The following is a 16,230-nucleotide window of genomic DNA, read 5'->3' as shown; positions in this document are numbered from 1 at the left end:
TGAAGCAGTATACAGCCATATTCTTGTCGAATAATTTGGATTATTTAAAAAAATATATTTTTTATTTTGCAAATGACGATCGCATTTTCTATTATTTTGCCCCATGACCGCAGGCCCCATATATTGGTTTTCTTTTTTGCAAAATCAATTACATTTCGTCAACCGTATAGTTTGTGCCTTCCTGACAAGATATCTTACCGGCTTTTCCCCTCTGGGTATAAACCCGGGTAATACTGCGTGAGGCTAGTGTTTTGCGCACGGGAAGTTCAACTTCATCACCAATATTCACATCGTATCCAGAAGGTATTTCCAGCAGCGCCATTTGCATAAAAACCTTTCCTCTTACAGGGCAAGCGACCCCGTTTAGTATCAGATGCAGGCTAAAGCGCGGCACATTAAAATACATAAGCATTATTTTAGCCATCGATTTGAGCATGTCCCAAAAACCCGCCGGCTTGTTGGCTACTTCAAGCGCCAGGCCATCACTAAACCCTACCGGTATTACAGCTATCTGTGCGTCCTGGCGCAGCCGGTAGCTGCGATAGTATCCCAGATAACTACCCTTTTTTAAGGAACGAACTGATATAACCCGGCTTTTAAAACAATAAGGATCCTTAAGATCAAGAACCTGATCAAACTTGCCGGCCGGATATTGACCGGACAGCAAGGTGCCTAATCTGACCCCATCTAAATGCATATGTGGATATTTAAGAAAAACAGCACTATTGGCACAATGTTTTACCGGAATTTTAATACCCGCATCCTCCAACCGGTGAATGGTTTTCATGAAACTGGCAAACTGCTTCTCAGTATAGGCTGGGTTGGAAGCTGCCTCTGCCATATGGGTATAGATCCCTTCCAGGTGAACGTGGGGATGGTCTTTTATTTCCTGGGTCAAAGCCAATGCTTCCTCTCCGGTTAATCCAAAACGACCCAATCCAGTATCCAACTTTAGGTGAACCCGGATATAATTATTAAAGCCGTATGAAACGTACTCCAATAATTTCCAGTCAGCGTAAGAGGCGATGGTAATGGTAATGTGCTGACTGATGGCTTCTTTTAATTCATCCTCATGAATAATGGGGCTAAAAACCAGGATCGCGGAACGAATACCCGCCTTGCGCAATTCCAAAGCTTCGTAGAGATAGCTTACCGCAAAAAAGTCTACCCCGTTTTGATAAAGGATGCGGGCTGTTTCTACAGCGCCGTGGCCATAGGCATTGGCTTTTATCACTGCGATTAAGCGGGTTTTTTCCTCTAATTGGGAATTTACTGCCACCAGATTGTTTTTTATTGCATCTACATCGATTTCAATCCATTTGTCTCCTAAAACCCGTTCCATTAGTTTTCCCCCAGTCCCCTTTTTCTGCGCTGCATAGCGCGGGTACTTTGTAAATATAGCGGCAGGGCCCGGGTCCATAAGAAGTAGTAGAAAGGCGAATAAACCGTATCCCAATCCCCAACAAACTCTGTGAATTCTCCATTAAATCCTTTTTTGAACTTATACAGTCCATAAAGAGGGTTGTTTTCATCTAAATCACCTGAAACCCCGCGGAAATCATACAGGGTACAACCATGTTTCTTGGCCCAGCAGATCATTTCCCACTGGATCAGATAGTTGGGCATGACATTACGGTATTCGTTGCTGGAGGCCCCGTACAGGTACCAGGCCTTCTCCCCCAGTATCAATGCCAGGGTGGCCGCGACCAGTTTACCTTCCCACTCCGCCAAAAAAACTTCCGCCATGCCATTTTCAACCATATTGTCCCAGATCATTTCAAAATATTCATAACCCCGGATTAGAAATTTATCCCGTATTGCCGTCTCTTCTAACAAAGCATAAAACTTCTTTAGGTCTTCCTTATTATTGGCCGTCCTAACGGTAACTCCTTTCCTTCCGGCCAGACGAACATTATAACGGGTCTTGGAATGCATATTGGCTAAGAGCGTCTCTTCATCCGGATTAATATCCAGCCGAAAAACAAAGGCCGGCTGGACACCTTCAAAATCCAAACCAGTTTCATTTTTTTTAAATCCACATGTTTTTAATATCGTTTCAAACGTTTCATCACTGGAGGGCACATCAGGATCAATCTTTAGAAAGATCGCCCCGTGATCTTTAGCGACCCGGCGTGCTCCCTCAAATAAAACACTGCATAATTCCTGGCTATCAACATCCACCACCGGTCCGCGCGGAGAATAAAAAATACATTTGTTAAGCCCCGGCAGCGGAAGAGCCCTTTTTAAAATAAGCAGGGAAGCTTTGATGTCTCCATCCGCTTCTAGTACCAGGGGAAGCGGTTCCCAGCCCATTCCCCTTTTAACCTCGCCCCACTCCCAGGTTTGCAGGAAATGCCCCTGGGGATGATTTTTTACGAAATCGTTGTAACGATCCTTTTCTTTAATATCGATAATTCTGCTTGTATACATTTGCAACTCCTAAAATGTTTTCTCTGCTAGTCTTGCCTTTTTATTCTGCAGGTATCCTTTTTATAGGTTCTCCATCCAAGGCATTATGCCTGCTAAAAAAATAGTATTTTTGTGTAAGAATTTGTATCCTGTAATATCGCTTGATTTTTTGTCAATCAAGGAGGAATATGGAATTTTAATGCGAATTGTACATATATAAACATTTTTTTGAATATTCAGTTAACAGTAGTATTTGCTGCAAATTCAGGCTTTTGGCCTACCAAATGGGAGGAGGAAGAATATTGAGTACTTACATGGATGAGTACAAGAGCAAACTGATAACTGCTGATCAAGCCGCCAAACTGGTTCAGTCCAATGCCATTATTGATTACGGTATGTTCGCCACCAAACCGGTGGATTTTGACCTGGCATTGAGCAAACGTGCCGGGGATGGCCTGGAAAATGTATCCATACGAGGCACGGGGACAGTTTTGCCGGTACCTGAAGTAATTAAGAATGATCCCCAGCAGCTTACTTTTCAGTATTTCTGCTGGTATTTTACCGCTATCGACCGTAAAGCCGGTGATTTTGGGCTGTGCTGTCACAATCCCTTTAATTATCATGAAGCCACCATATTAGCTTACAACCCGGATTTTTCCAACTTATGGCCTGATTTCTGGTGCTGTCAGGCTACCCCCATGGATAATTCCGGATGTTTTAATTTTGGACTGGGCAATTCTCACAACCGCGGTCTAGCCTTAAATTCTAAAATAGCTATTATCGAGGTCAACGAGAACATGCCTCGCTGCCTGGGCGGCAATGACGAATACGTTCATATAAGCGAGATCGACTACATTATCGAAGGCTCCAATACCCCCGTCTTCTGTACCCCACCCTCAGGCGCGCCTACGGCTGCGGAGAAAAAGATTGCTGAACAGATCGTTGCCGAGATTGTTGATGGAGCCTGCATCCAGCTTGGTATCGGAGCTTTGCCTAACCTTATTGGCAATATGATTGCAGAGTCCGATCTGAAAGATCTGGGGGTTCAAAGCGAGATGTTCTGTGATGCTTACGTAAATATGTATGAAACCGGCAAAATTACCAACCGCAAAAAAGCTATCGATATTAATAAAAGTACCTACTCATTCTCGCTGGGTACGCAGGCCACCTATGATTTTTTAGATAATAATCCACGTTGTGCATCCTGCACCGTGAACTATACCAATGATCCCAGCCGCATTGCCTTAAGCGATAATTTTGTATCCATTAATAATATCCTGGAGATCGATCTGCTTTCCCAGGTATGTTCAGAAAGCTCCGGACTTAGACAGATATCCGGAACTGGAGGCCAGCTAGATTTTGTTGTCGGTGCTTTCCATTCCAGGAATGGCAAGAGTTTCCTCGCATTTTCCTCCACCTACAAAGACAAGGAGGGCAACCTGCATTCCCGCATCAGACCATATCTAACCCCAGGAGCAACCGTAACAGTACCCAGAACCCAGGTTCAATACTTGGTAACCGAATACGGCATGACTAACATGAAAGCCCTCTCCATCTGGGGTCGGGCAGAAGCCCTGATAAATATTGCCCACCCTGATTTTCGAGATGAACTGGTCAAATCGGCCCAGGAAATGAAAATCTGGTCCCGCACTAACCGGATTCCCTTCTAAAGGGGACAGTCCCTTGTCGAAAGACATCGACAAGGGACTGTTTATATAAGCGCCGCTTTAATTAACCCCAAAAACAATGGATGGGGACGGTTGGGACGGGATTTTAATTCAGGATGGAATTGACAAGCCACAAACCAAGGGTGATCAGGCAATTCAATCATCTCCACCAGTTTTCCGTCCGGAGACTGCCCACTGATCTTCATTTGATGTTCTTCCAGCATTTCCCGGTAATTATTGTTGATTTCATAGCGATGCCGATGGCGTTCACTTATTTCCTGTTGACCGTAAGCCTGCTGGGAAACAGTACCTTCTGCCAACCGGCAGGGATAAGCTCCTAAACGCATGGTACCGCCCATATTGGCGATGTTTTCCTGCTCAGACATCAGATTAACCACCGGATGAGGCGAATCAGGATCAAATTCCGAGCTGTTGGCCCCGGTCAGTCCGCATACATTGCGAGCAAATTCAATAACCGCACACTGCATTCCTAAACATATTCCCAGAAACGGCACTTTATTCTTGCGTGCGTAGCCGGCTGTGGCGATTTTACCCTCAATACCCCGTTCTCCAAAGCCACCTGGTACCAGGATGGCATTTACATCCTGCAGGAGACGATTGGGGCCTTCCTTTTCGATTTCTTCGGCATCTATCCACTTGATATTAACTTCCGTGTTGTATTGGAATCCCGCATGATTTAAGGATTCAACCACACTCAGATAAGCATCCTGCAAGTCGACATATTTTCCCACCAGGCCTACGGTAACTTTTTTATCGAGTCCCCTGACCCGCTGCACCATTTCCTCCCACTCGGCCAGATCGGCTTCCTGACATTTTAAGCCCAGGCGTTTTATGACCTCACAATCTAACCCTTCTTCAGCCAGCATCAAAGGAACCTCATATATGGAAGCGGCGTCTTTTAATTGGATGACAGCCTGACGATCGACATCACAGAACAAAGCCAGCTTGGCCTTAATATCTTCCGACAGATCTTTTTCGGTTCGGCACACCAAAATATCCGGTTGTATGCCGATGCTTCTCAATTCTTTGACACTGTGCTGGCTGGGTTTGGTCTTTAACTCTCCAGCAGCCCTTATGTAAGGAACCAAGGTAACATGAATGTATAATACCTTGTCCCGCCCGATTTCAAATTTTAGTTGGCGTATGGCCTCTAAAAAAGGCAGGGACTCAATATCTCCTACCGTACCCCCAATTTCAGTTATGACTACTTCAGGCTTGACCGGGCTGATCTTCTCAACCATCATGACCCGCTCTTTTATTTCATTGGTGATATGGGGAATGACCTGCACGGTCTTACCCAGATAGTCACCTCGTCTTTCTTTATCCAGAACCGTCTGATATATACGGCCGGTGGTAACATTGGCGTATTTGCTCAGATTCTGATCAACGAAACGTTCATAGTGGCCCACATCCAGGTCGGTTTCCGCACCGTCTTCGGTTACATAAACTTCACCATGTTGATAGGGGCTCATTGTACCGGGATCGACATTAATATAAGGATCAAACTTTTGCAGAGAAACACTAAGTCCGCGACTTTTTAACAGCCTTCCCAAAGAGGCCGCTGTAATTCCTTTGCCCAGTGATGAAACCACGCCTCCGGTTATGAAAATATACTTGGTCACTGCCAGTCCCTCTCTTTCCCGTAACTCATCCAGCCAATCCCTTAGAATTTTAACCCTCTTTGTTGAAACAGGTCAACCCATAAGATATTCTAGTACAATGATCTTGGGTTCTGTCATAAGGTCTTGTTTTTTGATATCCAGGTAGGGTAACTTTTGTACCCGCTCAAATTTGGAGGTAAATCTCTCCACGGGGTCCAACTCGAAAGATAGATGCGGGGTCATAAAGTGCATGGGGATGACCACCTGCGGCTTAATTAATTGCATAATTTCGAAAGCTTCATCCGATCCCACGGTATATTTTCCACCGACTGGCAGCAGAAGGATATCGATAGGGCCTATTTCCTTTATTTGCTCCTGGCTCAGAATATGCCCCAGATCTCCTAAATGGAGAAGGTTTAGGTCTTCAGCGCTAATCTTAAAAATAGTATTTTTTCCGCGTTCGCGCCCTTTTTGTCGATCATGGAAGGTAGGGTATCCCTGAATCAGTACATCGCCTACCCCGTATAAGCCTGGTTCAGAAATAACCCGGGGTTGTCCGCCTACAAAATTAACTGCATTATGATCCCAATGCTGATGACTTACCGTAACAATCTCAGCTTCACGGGGCAGAAGCGGGTAACCCAGTTTTTCATCAAAGGGATCGGTTATAATCCTGGTGCTGCCAGTAGTTATCTCAAAAGATGCATGTCCTAGCCATTTTAAAAGCAATTTTACATATACTCCTTTTATTCCTTTTGTATCCTGCTGGTATCGTAATACCAGTAACCTTCTCCCTGATAAACCAGACGATTGTCCAGGTTGATCCGGGTGTAAATGGAATTAAGCGTTTCCGGATCATCCTTTTTATTCATTTTCCCGGCAATTGATTTTAGTAAATCCTGATAATGGAGTGGTTCGGAGTGTGCGGATAAAATCTCTACCGCCCAATCCGCCTCACTTTTCTTCCTTTTTATCATAATATCCCTCCTACATCTGCTCGGGTGCGCTGACACCCAATAAATCCAGAGAATTTTTGATGGTTATGCGGATGATATCCATTAACACCAGTCGGGCGTCCTGCAAAGCCTTGTTTTCATTTAAAACCCGGTGATGGTTATAAAAACTATGAAAAAGCCCGGCTAAATCCAGGACATACCTGGCAATGCGATGGGGCGCCAGGGTGCGGGCCGAAATGGCTATCTCTTCCGGAAAATCGGCGATTTTCCTTAGTATCTGCAGTTCCTCCGCACCTAAGATTGAAAAGTCAACCTCCGCTGGCTTTTTTAATTCGGCTCCAGCTGCCTTGGCCTGCCGGAATATACTCATGATACGGGCGTGGGCATATTGTACGTAATAGACCGGATTGTCCTGGCTCTGTTGCTTGGCTAATTCCAGGTCAAAATCCAGATGGCTGTCCGGACTACGCATTACAAAGAAAAAACGGGCGGCATCTTTGCCAACTTCTTCAATCAGTTCGTCCAGGGAAACAGTCGTACCTGTTCTTTTGGACATACGCACAATCTGTCCGCCCCGATACAGGCGAACCAGCTGCATAAGAACAATATCCAGATGATCAGGGTCATAGCCAATGGCCTGCATCGCTCCCTTCATGCGGGCTACGTGTCCATGGTGATCAGCTCCCCAAACATTTATAACCCAATCAAAACCCCGTTCAAATTTATCCTTGTGATAAGCGATATCTGCTGCAAAATAAGTCGGCAAACCGTTGGCCCTGATCATTACTTCATCTTTTTCGTCACCGAAGGCCGTGGTCTTAAACCATAAAGCCCCTTCGCTTTCATATATGTAACCACGCTCTTTTAGATAGTCAACGACTTCTTCTACCTTACCTGCCTCATGCAGGGTTTTCTCGCTGAACCAGACATCATAGTGGATACCGAAATCAGCCATGGTGCTCTTAATATACTTTATTTTTTCATTCAAGGCATAATCAATCAAGGTCTTTTGCCGGACTGATGACTCCATAGACAGCAGTCCGTCCTGGTGGGTACGGATAATGTTTTTTACAGTATCTACTACATCCTGACCAGCATATCCGTTCTCGGGAAATCCGATATCCTTTCCCATTAATTGCAGATATCTGGCTTCCAGTGACTGGCCAAATACTTCAATCTGGTTTCCGCAATCATTTATATAGAATTCTCGTTCGACATCATAACCAGCCCGGGCCAGAACATTGGCCAGGGTGTCTCCGATGGCTCCCCCCCGGGCATTGCCCATGTGTAGATTCCCGGTGGGGTTGGCACTAACAAATTCGACCTGAACCTGCTTATTCAGGCGGGGATTGTTTCCATACTGATCCCCCATTGCACTCACCAGTGCAGGTATATCATACAACCATTTTTTGCTTACAAAAAAATTAATAAATCCCGCTCCGGCCACCTCGATTTTATCTATTTCCAGGGTATGTTCCGGCATATGGTCACAGATAATCTGCGCTATCTGGCGCGGGTTCATACGGGCTTCACGCGCCATCAGCATAGCCACATTGCTGGCAAAATCACCATGGTTGCTGTCCTTAGGCACTTCAATAACAAATCCAGGGATATGCTGAAACTGTAGCAGTTCCTCATCCTTGGCCTTTTTTAAGGCCTCTATAATAATGTTATTCAGCTTATCTCTTAACTCTTGGATGGGATTCATTATAGTCCTCCTTATTTTTTATATACATCTATAATTATGCCGTAAAGCTGGGAATACTAATAATACTTGATCTTTAAATCCAAACGCCCCTGCCTGGTACCGGGTAGTTGGACAAGGAACGTCTCCTGGCGGGGCAATTTGTCGGGCATTCCCCTGTTTAGTTCCGGGCTTTCGCTACGATGGTTAAAATGTTTTGCGTAAAACCTAAATTAAACTCTAGCGATAATCAAAAAAAGCAGCGTCCATAAAACCTTATTACGATAGGAGGTATGAAATTGCAGCTTCAACCAGGTGAAAGATCAATTCTAGCATACTTTACGAATGAAGCGGATGCCTTAAATGCCGTTACTCAATTAAAATCCCTGGGCATTACCGATGCCCGGGTGGACAGGATATCCAACTACACCCGCATGGGCGGTACTGCTGTGCCCACTTCCATTGCTTCCTTAACCACAGCCAGTAACAATCCTGAAGATTATCGTTCCTTTGGCCCTCTGCTGGCTGCCAGCCCCGTGGTCAGTGGTTATGCCCACAATGGGACAGGCGGCTTCACCCATATGATTGCCCTGGTAACCGATGATACTCAAAGCGAAAGCGTGCTTCAGGTACTTAAAAATAACGGTGCCCAGGTCTGATAGCACCCTAAATAAAAGACAAAAAGAAAAAGATATAGGGTTTAAATTCTATTTTCTGTCTGTTTGCGCTAAGTATTCGCAGGAGAAAACCATTTATTAATATATTCGTCTATATTCTGACCGGCTTCATTTTTGATAATTCTTATCAAATCTTGCGAGCTGGCAATATCATTTTTAAATTCAGCTAAATAACGGCGCAAGATTTTTATTACGATCTCATGCCCAATCTCTTCCTCCAAGCCAAACCAAAATGCTTCTCCGCCGCGGTAGGCAGTCAGGTAGTAATCCTCACGGGAATTCATTTGGGCCAGTTGTTTGCCTAGATCCATATCCTGGGGGCAGATTAAATCCGGCCAAGCCTGACCTTCTACGGCATGCAGGTATTGATAGGCTGACCAGTTGGCTAACCCTTCATCCAGCCAAGGTTCCCTTAACTGATCGTTACCAACCATTCCATACCACCACTGATGGGCAATCTCATGCGCCAGTATGAACTGGTTGCTTTTATCAGTACCCGATTTTAGCAGATCTTCCTGCAAAAATATTACCCCGGAATATTCCATTCCGTGGAAGCCCTGCATGGGGACAAAAACTGTCTTAAAGGTTTCATAAGGGTAGGAGCCGAACTGACAGGCATAATAGTTTAATATCCGGGCCGATTGCCTTAAAGTCTGTTTGGCCACCTGATGGTTGGTCCCAGGGTAATAACATTGAACCGTAATTCCTTTTATCTTTTCCTCAATCTTCGTGTAATCATACATCACCAGCAAACAAAAGTCACGAGCATTTTCTGCCTGTACCAGGTATATTTCGCGACCGTTATCCTCGGATTGCGCATCTACAGTTTTACCCGTAGAAACAAAGTTATACCCGCTGGGAATATTTAGGACCACCTGATAATCAGCGGTGTGAAAACAGAATGGATCTCCGAAATCTGCATTATACGCATTGTGCCATCCACTGGTGCCCAAGACGTTTAAAGCCGGGTAAAAATTTCCCAGCATATAGGTTGTGTCCTTACTGCCAAAACGATACTTAACCCGAGGTATTTTTACCCTCCAGGTCATTTCAATCTTAAGGTCACCGTCACTTAAGATTAGGGCAGCAGGCTTCACCCTTAAACAGGCACCCCGACCGCTATACTGAGCCGGTGAACCGTTAACCCGCAGAGAATCAATTTCCAGCCAGCCTTCATTAAAACCAGCATAATATGCCGAGGTAGGTGCAGGTGAATGCCGGGAATCGCGAAAGCAGTTGGGGTACACCGTAAACCATAGTTCCGACAGATCCCGACCTGATGTGTTTTGGGTAGTAAGCAAGGTAGAGCCATGTAAGGTATGGTTTTCTGTATCTAAATATAGCTGCATTTTGTAAATGGTTTTTTCCGGAGACGGAAAAAGGGGTGGTTTTTTCCCACCGTTAGTCTCTTTTTTTTGCAGCGCAGCCAGAGGAGCCTGCCCTATGACCTTCTGGTCAAAGTAAAAAAAAGCTGATGCGCAAAGAACAGCCACAACGATAATGAGCATATAGAAATTATTCTTATGCAAAATAACCCCACCCGTTAGGAAAGATTAACAAAGTGTTTAAATGTTTACTAATATAATTATTATCGGTTAGGATGCGTTTTTTTTTAATTATACCTAATCAGGTATTTTAATAAATCTAAATCCCATTTTAAAAACAAAACAAAACCCCCTTAAAGCCGATTTTCTAAAAGGGGGTTTTCGATAATAAATTTATTTGATTCCGTTATTTGAAATGCTCGTTAACGATCTGATCTGCTTTTTCGCCCCAGGCGTTTGCATAATCTGCCAGGTTTTGAGCAATTTGGTTTACATCTACCGACTTGTTTTGGGTGCTGTAAGCACAACTCTCATTAACACAGGCCGCTAAACTATCCGGATTATCAATCAGTGGACAGGGCCGCATATGGTTGTTATTAAATGGCTGACGTTTTTGATATTCTAGGAAAAGCTGATTGCCCAGTGCCTCTTTTACACTCATATCACGAATATTGCAGGTAGCGTAATGGATAAAAGCACAGGGTTCAACGTCTCCAGCCGCATTAATATGGAAGTAACGCCGACCGCCAGCTATACAACCACCGGTAGTCACGCCGTCATTCCAAAAGTCGGCCAAAAAAATCGGTTTGGTTTCCCGCAGATGTTGAATCCGCCAATACACATCAGCCCTTTGTTCAGGAGTTGCCATAAAATCCAAATCGGTGTCAGACCCCACTGGTACGTAAGTAAAATACCAGCCAAAACGAAAACCTTTATCTACCAGCAGGTCGATGAATTCATCCGATGTAACTTCCTCAGCGTTTTTGCGATGATAAGTACCGGAAAAACCAAATATCAACCCATGCTCCTTTAGTACATCGGCGGCCTGCATAACTTTTTGGAAAGTACCTGCTCCACGTCTAAAATCAGTAGTTTCCTCAAAACCTTCAATACTTATGGCAAAGGTTATATTGCCCGCCTTTGCGCAAGCTTTGGCAAATTCATCATCAATCAAGGTTCCGTTAGTAAATACGTGAAAAATACTATTAGGATGGCTGTTAGCTAGCTTCAAAAGGTCATCTTTGCGAACCAAGGGTTCTCCTCCTGAGAAAACGTAGAAAAAAATATTCAGTTCTTCACCTTCCCGGATAATCCTATCCAGCAGTTCATACTCCAAATCGTTTTTCTTGGTATATTCTCCCGCCCAGCAACCAGTGCAACGCAGATTACATCGATCGGTGGGGTCGATAAGGATAGCCCAGGGAATGCTATAACCAAGTTTTTCAGCCAATTCATATTGACGGGGAATACCTGCCAAAACAGCATTTATAACGAAATCAACCGCCAGCCGCTCGCGGACATTCTGGTTTGATTCAGTCATAGTGCGAACATAAAGCTCATGCCAGTTTGATTCGGGATCGAGCAGGTAGGTTTTTACTGTGGCGATCTGTTTTTTGTGGTCTTCCCTGACCGCCAGCTTCTCCGCCAGGCTTATGGCTTTACCTAGATTTTTTTCGGGATCTTTGCTGATATACCTGGTTGCCTGGGTAACGGCTTTTTCCCCGACAAATTTTTTAGCTTGATTGATCATATTAAAACACCTCCTTTTTTTTAATGTACTATTAGTGCTGATTTAAGAATTAGCCTTTCCCATAAAGTTGATTTATATTATAGTTTCCTATAAAAGTAGTTTGATATCCAAAGTATAACCCCGAATATTTTGATTATCAAGATATTATTTTGTTTTTTTTATAACATTAGGTAATTGTATACAAATTGATGTTTTAAATGCGCTATACTATAGCTATCATTTACCAGTTACCGGGCAATTGTAGCTAAATAAAGCTTTAAACAGGTTTTAGCTTTTCTGGAGACGAACGGTTTGGATTCACTGGCATTTGAAATAATGGTGAGGGAAGCGATCTACCTGCTGATAGCAAGATATTTTTTGCTGGCCTTATTGGGGCTGATCGGAATAATAAGCGTTCTTTTTTTTGTCCCGCTTCATTACAAACTCGATGCTGCTTGGGATCAGATGCCTGACAAGCTGAATCTCTCTGTCCGCAATTGTCTTTATGGTATTAGTTTTAACTGGAAAAGCCAGACCTTAAATTGGTATCTGCTCTTTGTCAAACGGAGTATAAATCTAGATGATAAAGGTACTGTCAAACAACAATCAGAAAAACCCTACCGCCAATCCCTTAAAACATTTTTTCACCCGCTGTTAAATATGGCCCGGGATTTAGAATTCCGAGAGACAATCCGGCGGCTGGCAATCAACCTGTGGCGCGTAATCCGCCCTCAGCAGATGACAATCAAAGTCTGGATTGGTTTTGACGAACCTCATTACACCGGATGGCTGATGGGTATTTTAGGTATTTTGCAGAGCTTAAATCATGTTTTTAAGATCGATGTAACCGGGGTATGGCATGAACCTTGTTTCAAAGGTGAACTAAAGGCAAGCGGCAGGATTAGCCCGGCCAGGCTGTTCGGACAGGTTATTATTTTTATAATGCATCCTAAAATCAGACCTGCAATCAGACAGCTTCATCTGACACCTGCCCAATAACCAAGGGAATCCTTACGTGAAAGCCAGTATAATAATATCAGAAAGGAGACAATATAAAATGGATCTTACGCAAAATATCGGGGTTTTATTTGAAGAATTGGAAAAAATTTTCCGCACCAACACCATCGTGGGGGAACCAATTACGGCCGGAAATGTAACCGTTATTCCCATTACCAGTGTCTCGTTTGGAGCCGGAAACGCCGGAGCCGATACCCAGGATTTAAAGGGCAGCGATAATTCCGGGGGCGGTGCCGGTGCCGGAGGTAAAATAACCCCGGTAGCCGTTATTGTCATCAAGGATGACGAGGTCAGTGTATTGCCGCTGAGCAACCGAAGTACCATGGATAAAATCATGGGTATGGTACCGGATATCGTAGGTAAATTTAAAGGAGACAAGAATAAGTAGGGCCTGGCGGCCACCATAGAAAGGATGATTTAAATTGAAAAATCCCGAAGTGACTATCACGATGGAAAACGGCAATCAGATCATAATTGAACTGTACCCTGAGATAGCGCCCAATAGCGTGAACAACTTTATTTCTCTGATTCGATCCGGATATTACGATGGGGTCATTTTCCACCGGGTTATTCCGGGTTTTATGATCCAGGGAGGCTGCCCTCAGGGAACCGGTACCGGCGGACCCGGTTACAGCATTAAAGGGGAATTCTCCTCTAACGGTTTTGCAAATCCCCTGCAGCACGACCGAGGAGTTATTTCCATGGCCCGCACCTCGTTTCCAGATTCGGCTGGCTCTCAGTTTTTTATCATGACTCAGAAATCCCCACATTTAGATGGCGATTATGCGGCTTTCGGCAAAGTCACCTCCGGCATGGATGAGGTTGATCGTATCGTTAATGTAGAACGCAATTACAGTGACAAACCTTTTGAAGCTCAGCGTATGCAAAAAGTCAGCGTAGAAACTTTCGGGGTGGAATACGGTGAAGTAGAAAAAGTGTAATAGCCATCCTGAGGCGTAAGATATCAAGGGATTATGCGTATGGTTAATTAGAAAATAGATGCGGAGCGTGCTGATGGAGGAGGTTTTAGTCAAAAGGTTATAAGCATTGGTTTCTATCGCTTTTATTTAAATAAATAATAGGAGGGAGAATTTGTGAAAAAGACCTGGATCTATTTATTGTTAACCTGTTTTTTACTTGTGTCTGTTTGTCCCGGGCAGGCATTGGCCGCTGCCAACTTCAGCGATATTAAAAACAGCTGGGCTAAAGATTCGATTCTGAGACTGGCAGCACTTGGTCATGTCAGCGGCTATCCTGACGGGAAATTTCGACCCGATAATAGTATGACCCGGGCTGAATTTACCAGTGCCTTAATGGCCTGTGTTGGGGTAACTACGGGGGATGCTACCACCAAATACTTTACTGACGTCAACCAACACTGGGCTAAGGCCCGTATAAATGAAGCTGTTAAACGCGGTATATTAGTGCCCTCCGAATATCCTAACGGACTTAAACCAGATCAAAGTATCAAACGCAGTGAGGCAGCCGCCATGTTGGTTAGAGCATTGGGGGAAAAGGCCGACAATGGAACCCTGCCTCCCTTCGAAGATAGAGCCGAAGTGGAAAAAAGCAGCTACAAAGGTTTTATTAAAAAAGCTTTCGACCTGGGTTTAATGTCTGGCTATCCCGGAGGTAAGTTTGAGCCCTTTGGTAACATGACCCGCGCTCAAGTCTGCACGGTTTTATCCAGTTTCTTGGATAAAAAGGGAACCCTCTCCCCCAACCCGGGCTTAAATCCTATCGTTAGCGGCAGTATTGGCACGATAGCGATTGGGGACGAACTTTTCAAGCTGGGAACCAGTCCGCTCATAATACGTTCAGGCATGACTGACATAGCCGTGTTAAACTTATCTGTTTCCAGCGGGTACCTGGTGGTCAATGGTCAATATGCCTTCAAGCTGGATGTTTCCACAAACAATCCGGATATTGTCGTTAACAATGTTCGTTACAAGGTAAATAAACTAACTATCGCCGGTGACAAGCTCGTTGTATATCCGTCCTCGCAGACTATTTACACGGTAAGCACAGCTACTCACAAATACAATGCTGAATTTGTGAAAATATACATAAATTCCGCCAACAGCAGTTATTATCTTGCCGATATGCAGATTATAGACAAACAGACGGTTAAAATAGATGGCCGAACCTACGATCTTTTAAGGGACAGGATTACCCTGGAATTGGGGAGCAGTTTTTTTGATATAAAAGGGATCAGCTACAGTACCGGCGACACTCAATTGTTGCTTTATATAACTGACCCGGTCATCAAAAAGGGGCTATCTTTAAGCGATGTATCGGCTATCTTTGCCGGCACTTATACCCTAAATCTAAATAACATACACTCTATTGACTTTATAATCGATGGTAAACGTTATCGCCAGTCTGAGGTAACCATAGATGCCAACGGGAACTTTTCGTATGATCAAAAGACCTATTCCGCCTCCCAGGTGACGATGATTGTCGATGGCACTGCTTATAAAATCAATAATATAGCTATAAATAACCACAAATTTATTTTCTATTGCAGTGAAAGCACTTTCAGCAATTGGGTGGTTATCAATGATGTCTACCGGGATGCCGATGAGGTTAAGATACTAAAAGATAATGTCATATATGATCTGGATCAGATCATGGTCGTTTCTACAAATGTTATTCGTATCGGCGGCAAGCAGTATAAATTAGACGCTTCATTTAAATGCCGCTATGATAACAAGGTATACGCGATCGACCGTATCGAGTATGACAGCCGCCTGCAAACCAATGTTTTAAAGACATCGGAGTCTAATGACGCCTATCTGTCCAATCAGCCGATAAAATATATTTTCTATAATAATAACCGCAAATACATGGAAGGAATCGATGATACGGTTCTTATAAAAGTCGGCGGCAACTGGATCAGCTTCAGCAAAATATTGATTCCTGACCCGGCTCATTTTACTTACGGCAATAAAACCTATGATCTGATCGGGGCACAGGTGCGTATTGACAAAACTGATTTTATCGTAACAGATACGTCCTGGCATGGACGCACACAGCTTCTGGATATCCATATATACTAATATACTAACTAATTGGGGGTAAAATGCCCGGGCAAAAAGATAGGGAGGCTCTGGTTGGGAGCACTCCCTATTTTTAATTTACCTT

Annotated in this window: 14 protein-coding genes; 6 read left to right on the top strand and 8 right to left on the bottom strand. The window is 44.0% G+C overall.

Translation table 11 applies throughout. From position 1 onward, the window contains the following. Positions 1-148: 148 nt before the first annotated feature. Together alr and AAV90_RS01075 are read right to left on the bottom strand one after the other, a co-directional pair. Positions 149-1,342, bottom strand: a complete 1,194-nt coding sequence (gene alr / locus AAV90_RS01080) for an alanine racemase (protein WP_046494866.1) — start codon at positions 1,340-1,342, stop codon at positions 149-151. Beyond that, the gene (locus tag AAV90_RS01075; protein ID WP_046494863.1) at positions 1,342-2,430 is read right to left on the bottom strand and encodes a lipid II:glycine glycyltransferase FemX; all 1,089 of its coding nucleotides are present in this window, start codon (positions 2,428-2,430) and stop codon (positions 1,342-1,344) included. Before AAV90_RS01075 ends, alr begins: the two co-directional genes overlap by 1 nt. Before the next feature lie 281 nt (positions 2,431-2,711). On the opposite strand from AAV90_RS01075, the gene AAV90_RS01070 reads away from it, so the two are divergent. Continuing rightward, a complete protein-coding gene (locus AAV90_RS01070; RefSeq protein WP_046494860.1) occupies positions 2,712-4,079 on the top strand; it encodes an acetyl-CoA hydrolase/transferase C-terminal domain-containing protein in 1,368 nt (455 codons plus the stop codon). Between the two features lie 41 nt (positions 4,080-4,120). Here AAV90_RS01070 and AAV90_RS01065 read toward each other — a convergent pair whose 3' ends face one another. From AAV90_RS01065 to argS, 4 genes are all read right to left on the bottom strand, one after another. Then, positions 4,121-5,725 carry a CTP synthase gene (locus AAV90_RS01065; protein WP_423229768.1) on the bottom strand — a complete coding sequence of 535 codons (1,605 nt, stop codon included), beginning with the start codon at positions 5,723-5,725 and terminating at the stop codon, positions 4,121-4,123. Between the two features lie 66 nt (positions 5,726-5,791). Then, a complete protein-coding gene (locus AAV90_RS01060; RefSeq protein WP_046494856.1) occupies positions 5,792-6,427 on the bottom strand; it encodes an MBL fold metallo-hydrolase in 636 nt (211 codons plus the stop codon). Positions 6,428-6,444: 17 nt separating this feature from the next. Continuing rightward, positions 6,445-6,675 carry a DNA-directed RNA polymerase subunit delta gene (rpoE, locus tag AAV90_RS01055; RefSeq protein WP_046494855.1) on the bottom strand — a complete coding sequence of 77 codons (231 nt, stop codon included), beginning with the start codon at positions 6,673-6,675 and terminating at the stop codon, positions 6,445-6,447. Between the two features lie 10 nt (positions 6,676-6,685). After that, entirely contained in the window at positions 6,686-8,362 is a 1,677-nt protein-coding gene (gene argS, locus AAV90_RS01050; protein WP_046494852.1) for an arginine--tRNA ligase, read from the bottom strand. 275 nt (positions 8,363-8,637) lie between these two features. Here argS and AAV90_RS01045 point away from each other — a divergent pair, with 275 nt between their 5' ends. Beyond that, positions 8,638-8,997 carry a hypothetical protein gene (locus tag AAV90_RS01045; RefSeq protein WP_046494851.1) on the top strand — a complete coding sequence of 120 codons (360 nt, stop codon included), beginning with the start codon at positions 8,638-8,640 and terminating at the stop codon, positions 8,995-8,997. A gap of 68 nt (positions 8,998-9,065) precedes the next feature. Here AAV90_RS01045 and AAV90_RS01040 read toward each other — a convergent pair whose 3' ends face one another. Both AAV90_RS01040 and AAV90_RS01035 read right to left on the bottom strand, forming a co-directional pair. Then, the gene (locus AAV90_RS01040) at positions 9,066-10,544 is read right to left on the bottom strand and encodes a M1 family metallopeptidase (RefSeq protein ID WP_046494849.1); all 1,479 of its coding nucleotides are present in this window, start codon (positions 10,542-10,544) and stop codon (positions 9,066-9,068) included. Positions 10,545-10,746: 202 nt separating this feature from the next. Further along, positions 10,747-12,090: a radical SAM protein gene (locus tag AAV90_RS01035; RefSeq protein ID WP_046494847.1), complete on the bottom strand. Its 1,344-nt coding sequence runs from the start codon at positions 12,088-12,090 to the stop codon at positions 10,747-10,749. Positions 12,091-12,381: 291 nt separating this feature from the next. Between AAV90_RS01035 and AAV90_RS01030 the strand changes: the two genes are divergently transcribed. The 4 genes from AAV90_RS01030 (at position 12,382) to AAV90_RS01015 (ending at position 16,145) form a co-directional block, all read left to right on the top strand. Then, positions 12,382-13,068, top strand: coding sequence for a hypothetical protein (locus AAV90_RS01030; protein ID WP_046494845.1), 687 nt, complete (start codon positions 12,382-12,384; stop codon positions 13,066-13,068). A gap of 58 nt (positions 13,069-13,126) precedes the next feature. After that, on the top strand, positions 13,127-13,474 hold the full coding sequence (locus AAV90_RS01025; protein ID WP_046494843.1) for a GerW family sporulation protein: 348 nt from the start codon (positions 13,127-13,129) through the stop codon (positions 13,472-13,474). A 61-nt stretch (positions 13,475-13,535) separates the two neighbouring features. Next, positions 13,536-14,027, top strand: a complete 492-nt coding sequence (locus AAV90_RS01020) for a peptidylprolyl isomerase (protein ID WP_046495221.1) — start codon at positions 13,536-13,538, stop codon at positions 14,025-14,027. A 153-nt stretch (positions 14,028-14,180) separates the two neighbouring features. Next, entirely contained in the window at positions 14,181-16,145 is a 1,965-nt protein-coding gene (locus AAV90_RS01015) for an S-layer homology domain-containing protein (protein ID WP_046494842.1), read from the top strand. Positions 16,146-16,230 lie beyond the last annotated feature (85 nt).

This window comes from Syntrophomonas zehnderi OL-4, from assembly GCF_000983115.1.
Taxonomy (GTDB): Bacteria; Bacillota; Syntrophomonadia; order Syntrophomonadales; family Syntrophomonadaceae; genus Syntrophomonas_B; species Syntrophomonas_B zehnderi.
The sequence above is the reverse complement of the archived record's forward strand: the minus strand, read 5'-3'. Positions and strand labels throughout refer to the sequence as shown.

Coding starts and splice junctions, on each gene's coding strand:
- argS (WP_046494852.1), bottom strand. CDS start 8,362: ATGAATCCCATCCAAGAGTTAAGAGATAAGCTGAATAACATTATTATA.
- AAV90_RS01035 (WP_046494847.1), bottom strand. CDS start 12,090: ATGATCAATCAAGCTAAAAAATTTGTCGGGGAAAAAGCCGTTACCCAG.
- rpoE (WP_046494855.1), bottom strand. CDS start 6,675: ATGATAAAAAGGAAGAAAAGTGAGGCGGATTGGGCGGTAGAGATTTTA.
- AAV90_RS01025 (WP_046494843.1), top strand. CDS start 13,127: ATGGATCTTACGCAAAATATCGGGGTTTTATTTGAAGAATTGGAAAAA.
- AAV90_RS01075 (WP_046494863.1), bottom strand. CDS start 2,430: ATGTATACAAGCAGAATTATCGATATTAAAGAAAAGGATCGTTACAAC.
- alr (WP_046494866.1), bottom strand. CDS start 1,342: ATGGAACGGGTTTTAGGAGACAAATGGATTGAAATCGATGTAGATGCA.
- AAV90_RS01020 (WP_046495221.1), top strand. CDS start 13,536: ATGGAAAACGGCAATCAGATCATAATTGAACTGTACCCTGAGATAGCG.